The following is a 5799-nucleotide window of genomic DNA, read 5'->3' as shown; positions in this document are numbered from 1 at the left end:
CATGCCTCACCCTGTCGTTGGTGAGCAATATCAGCTTTGGATACTGCATCATTAATATAAAATTATCCAGCCCCGACTGGTGATTGCAGATGACCATAGCAGGCTTTGAAAAATCCTCGCCCAAAGGATTAATGATCGTTTTTTTAACATTGCCCATTATATAAATGAGCGATCTTGAAAACCGGGCAATAGCCACATGAAAAAAGTACTTACCTTTTTCTTTATTAAAAGGGTTGCATTTTACCAGCACAAAGCCCAGCATGGCCAAAATAATGCTGCCACCAATAAACCACACATGAGCAAATGCAGATTTGCATAGTCCGAAAAAAGTCCAGGGAAACAATTTCTTCTGTGTTCTGTTCCTGATCAGCACAGAAAATAAAAAGGGAATGCATACCTGGGCTACCAGCACCACACATAGTATTCCAATAACGGAAATGGTGGCAATGGAACGCAGGGCGGGATGTTGGGCAAAGATGAGCACACCAAGACCCGTAACAGTGGTAATAGCCGAAAGCAGGATGGATGACTTAAAAGAAGAAAGATTCTTTTTACCGGTTTTATACTCCTGCAACAAGCCATCCATTATAAAAATACTATAGTCATCACCCAAGCCAAAGATGAGCGTGGATACAATAATGTTAATAATATTGAATTTTATACCCGCTATGCCCATTATGCCCAGGATCCATATCCAGCTCACCAGCATCGGCAAAAAAGCCATCAGCGCCAGCTCTATCCTTCCATAGGTTACCAGCAAAACAAAAAATACCAGCAGGGAAGTAATAAGCGCTATACTGGTAAAATCGGCATTGATGAGCTCCACAAATTTGCCCGTGAGGTATTGCTTGTCTAATATGGTAACGCCGGGCTTGCTTTCAAAGGCATCGTATACAGCCGTTTTGTTTTGTGCGGGCACTTTCAACAGGGTTACAACAGTAGTGTTACCCTGTTCTTCGGTAATATAATCATCCAGGAAGGTTTTGCGAACAGTCGTTATGGTAGCTTCATCTGTCACCTCAAACGACTTGTCAAGCAATGATGCAAAGCGGTTAAAAGCTGTAGCGCTGTACCCGAGCGCTGTACCCTGCTGTTTCAATACCAGCAACAACTGCTGCTTTTTTTGGGGTGTCCAGTAGTTATTCCACCGTGCGATCCTTTGTTTTTGCAGGGTATCAGAAATAAGCAATGAGGATACTCCCGAATATTTAGTAATGATATCCTTTTCTATAAACCGGTCTATCTTTTCTGCCAGTTCTTCATTAAGCACCAGCGCATCGTTGAGTGTTTTTCCTTCGGCAACAAGATAAACCGACTGCAGGGCGGTTTCATTTATCCTGTTCAGCCTGGCCTCTGCCTTCTTCAAATGCTCCGGCATAAAGTTCATATTGTTCAGCTCTGTTTCAAAGCCCACCCGTCCGGAAGTATATATAAAAACAACAGTGAGCACTGCAATACCCGTTAGTATATATTTGTTGTGGTCGGGACGCAGGGAAGCTATCCTGTCAATCCAGGAATGTTTTGCTGCGGCGCTGACCTGGTATTTTTTCTGTGAGGGAAGAAAATGGGGTAGAAAGATCAGCGAGCAAAGAGAGGCGCCAATAAGGCTGAATCCCGCAAAAAGACCAAGGTCCTTCAGCATATCGGATGCTGCAAAGTTCAAACAAAAAAAACCACCGATGGTAGTAATGCCACCCAGCGTAAGGGGAAAAGCCAGGTCATTTATTACCTTCCGGATATTGCCCGTATGGCGGTAATGATTAAATACATGGAGAGAATAGTTTACGGCTATACCTAAAATAACTGAACCTGTTCCAATAGCAATAACGGAAATGCTTCCCCGTATGAAATATACAGCCATCAAAGCAAACAGGGCTCCAAAAACAACGGGGATCATGATCAGCACAGGCGCAGCCACCCGCTTAAAATAAAGCCCGATAAAAACGATCAAAAAAACAACGGTAGCCGTTTGTGTAAATAAAGTATCTTTTTCCAGTTGGGCAGCGTTACCGGCCGAAACTGCTGTTGCGCCAAAATACGAGACATCAATACCGGGGAAAGTTGTTGCCTGCGAAGCTGTCAGGCTGTCCAATCCCTTCAAAAAAAAAGCATTTCTCCCCGTATTATTCGGTGGATATACCGGCGTAATAAAAAGCAGCAGGTTTTTATGATCCCTGGTTATTACCGCATTGTCGTACAATTCAAAATTTTCATCATACTGGAGCTGTTGCAGCTTCCTGAGCGCAATAAAGGAAATACCCACGGGATCATTGCTGATCATGTTCTTAAAAGCGATACCTGCAGGGGAAGTAAGGGTTTGAATATTCCGCTGGAGCGTTTGGTTAATGACATCCGGAGCAATAAGGCTGTCAATAGTAGCATAATCCTGCGCTGTAAGATAAACGGGAAGGTGCTCATTGATCACATCGAACATAGCCATCGTTACTTCATCATCTACCTTATAGCTTATTTTGCTTATATAGGATGAAAGCCTTTGTTGCACCTGTGTTACAAAATCATCAGCAAAAGCAACCAGGCTGTCCGGCTCCGTTAGGGCAGTATCTTTCAATGAAACCATTACCACCAGCTTATCCATGAATTTGGAATGCCGAAAAACTTGGTTCAGCTTTTCAACCTTATCATCTTTGGGAAGTATTTTGGAAATGTCTTCTTCAAACTTCAGCTGAACGGCAAAAAAGGCCGATGCCACTAAGCAAACAAAGAAAAGCAGGTACAGTTGCCATCTGCGTTTTTGAAAATAACCATATATGCCGGCAAAAATTTTCTGCATATCATCGTTGCATTAAGCTGCCACCCCGTTTTTTTTTCTGAAAAATGTAAGCAGGGCCCATGTCAGCAGTCCGCACAATATACCCAAAGCAATGGCCAGTGTTATGCTGCCGTAAAGGTATTGCCGGAAATCGTTTTTTACCGATTCAAATGTGAGGTCGCTTGCCAGGGTCAAATTCCCGCCCCCGTTCTTCATCCATACTGCACCGGTTTTGTAGCTGAAAAAGATGATCAGCGGAATCAATGGCGGTATGCTGATATTGGCTGCTATTATGACCAGTGCTTTATTCAGCTTTAATACAACAGATAAAAATATGGCGGTCACCAACTGAAAGCCCCATACAGGCATTATGCCCATGCATATGCCCAGTGCAACAGAAAATGCTTTTATATGATGCGGCTCATTTACATTAAACACCTCGTCCCTGAAAAACGCGCCCCAGTTCCTTTTCTTAAAAAGCGAACGGAGAAAGTTCCGCGGTTTGATGTATAAAAATGCAACCAGCACCAGCAAAGCATTCAACAGGCTGATCCTGAAAAAATCTTTAAATGGCCTGAAATGTGATATCCTTTCTTCTTTTGGGGCATAGTATACCGAAACCGGAACAGATTCAATTTTAATTCCTTTCCAGGCGGCCCTCACCAGCACTTCAATTTCAAACTCATATTTGCGGGTAAAGAAATGTATATCTTTCATTAATGCCACAGGGTAAAGCCGGTAGCCCGATTGTGTATCGGGCGCATTGATGCCCGTTTCTATCTTAAACCAAAAATTGGAGAACTTGTACCCGAAGCTGCTTTTTCCCGGAACGGAAGACTGGTCCATATTGCGGGCGCCTATTATTATAGCGTTTTTTGATAATTTTAATTTATCCATAAATACCGGCAGGTCTTTGGCAAAATGCTGGCCGTCCGAATCAATAGTAATGGCATGTGTGTAGCCCAGCTCAAGCGCTCTTTCAAAACCTTTCTGCAATGCCCGGCCCTTACCTTTATTTTTTGGATAGCTGACAATGTTAATATATGGGAAAGACGCTAAAATCGAAGCCGTATTGTCGGTAGAGCCGTCGTTTACCACGATAATATTATGGGTATGAGCAGCCACATCCGCTATTACGGCCGGCAGCGTATCCGCATTGTTGTACGTAGGAATAATTACACAGGTACGATACTGGTTGAAAACCTTGCTTGGAGATGCTTTATCACTCATTTAAAATATTGGTAAGATTAACTGCCGCGCAAAGATAAATATTTAATACAGGAGGCATACCCCCCTCTGCCGTTTTATTCGGGCAAACGCATCTGAATTATGAAATTGTAAAAAGAAGCATAGTTAGTGCTTTAAGATAAGATTTACTTTTTCCTGGTAATTTTTAGCTTCATAATTTCACGCAAAGGCGCAAGGACGCAATGAATAATAATGTTTCAGTTTCATAATTTCTCACAAAGGCGCAAAGGTTTATAAATTGTTCACCACTCGTTTAAAGCCATCTTTTATAAGGTCAACATTAAAATTAATCATAAGTCCAAGTTTTATATTCGTAAGCCGCAAATAAGTAAGTAATATTTTGTAGTGAACAGGTGCAACCGTTAATAAATCTGCGGTTGCCTCCATCAACAAATGTTGACCGCCAAAATCAGATTGAAGCATGCCGGAGCTCTCTTCGCTTCAGCTCCTTTTTGATCAATCCTAATTCCCTGCCGGTTTGTCCGGCAATGGAGCTGTTTTCCTGTGCCCGGCGCATAAGATAAGGCACCACATCTTTGATAGGTCCGAAAGGCAGGTATTTGCTTACCGAGCAACCGGCTTTGGCAAGATTGAAAGAGATATGATCACTCATGCCATACAATTGCGAAAAATGAATATGCGGGTGATGGAGCGACAATTTTTTTTGCTGAAGCAATTGGGAGGCATGCAAATTACTGTACTCATTGTGCGTAGCGATAATAACGGCAATCTTATCTATATGATCAACACAAAATGAAACAGCTTCATTGTAATCGCGGTCGGTAGCCGCTTTATCGGGCTGTATGGGTGATGCGTATCCCATGGCGTCTGCCCTTTTCCTTTCTTTTTCCATGTAGGCGCCGCGCACCAGCTTGGCGCCCAGGATAAAGCCACGCAGCTCAGCCGCTTCAAGCGAGTCTTTCAGAAAAGACAGCCTGTCGTGGCGGTACAACTGAACAGTATTGTATACAACCACCTTCTGCACATTAAACTTCTCCATCATCAAAATGGTGATCACATCAACAGGATCCTGTATCCAGGTTTCTTCTGCATCCACCAGCACGCCCATTCCCTTTCCAGCCGCCCTGCTGCAGATCTTTTCCATCCTATTCTGTACATTCTGCCATTCGGCCCGCTCTTCATCGTTCAGCGACGCTACTGCTTTATTGTATCTCTTCATAAGAGAGCCGTCATGATCTGAAACGGAAGAGTCTAACTTTTCCAATAAGGCAAACCTGGCAAAGCCCGTTACTTTAATGCTGATGAAAGGAATATTGGGCTGGGTAGCTGCATAATCTATTACCCTTATAAATTCATTCATCGAATGGTCAAAAGCCGCTTCATCATTTTCTCCTCCTTCCACGCTATAGTCGAGGATAACGCGTACATTGTACCTGCCCAGCCTTTTTGCTGCCGCCGCCGTTTCTTCCAGCGTTTCGCCGCCCACAAACTGCTCAAAAATGGTATCGCGTATTATTCCTTTAACAGGCAACCCTGCTTTTATGGCCCAGGGCGTTAACCGGGTACCCCATCTTACCAGCAACGGATAGCCCATTGACGAAAAAAGGAATTTCGCTTTCTTTAACTCCTTATCTGTTTTGTAAGCGAATGCATTTTCAGTATTATCAAATGAAAGGGGGACGTTGGTGTCCATACCTGCATTATTTGCTCCAAATGTAAGGAATAGGAGTTAACAAGTTACAAGGTGCAGGTTACATGGACAATCTGTGCATGCCTAAAATAGGTTGACAAAAAACAGTCACTTATTATGAGGCAAAGTA

The 5799-nt window shown here is 43.1% G+C and carries 4 protein-coding genes; all 4 read right to left on the bottom strand.

The features are described 5' to 3' along the window. Positions 1–2791, bottom strand: a 2791-nt coding sequence (locus tag PLH26_RS19555; protein WP_324587706.1) for an MMPL family transporter, incomplete at its 3' end; no start/stop codon positions are given. A 12-nt stretch (positions 2792–2803) separates the two neighbouring features. Next, a complete protein-coding gene (locus PLH26_RS19550; protein ID WP_324587705.1) occupies positions 2804–4000 on the bottom strand; it encodes a DUF2062 domain-containing protein in 1197 nt (398 codons plus the stop codon). 249 nt (positions 4001–4249) lie between these two features. Next, positions 4250–4405, bottom strand: a complete 156-nt coding sequence (locus PLH26_RS19545; protein ID WP_324587704.1) for a GxxExxY protein — start codon at positions 4403–4405, stop codon at positions 4250–4252. A 22-nt stretch (positions 4406–4427) separates the two neighbouring features. Then, on the bottom strand, positions 4428–5672 hold the full coding sequence (locus PLH26_RS19540; protein ID WP_324587703.1) for a proline dehydrogenase family protein: 1245 nt from the start codon (positions 5670–5672) through the stop codon (positions 4428–4430). Positions 5673–5799: the final 127 nt, after the last annotated feature.

This window comes from Agriterribacter sp., from assembly GCF_035444585.1.
Taxonomy (GTDB): domain Bacteria; phylum Bacteroidota; class Bacteroidia; order Chitinophagales; family Chitinophagaceae; genus Agriterribacter.
The sequence above is the reverse complement of the archived record's forward strand: the minus strand, read 5'-3'. Positions and strand labels throughout refer to the sequence as shown.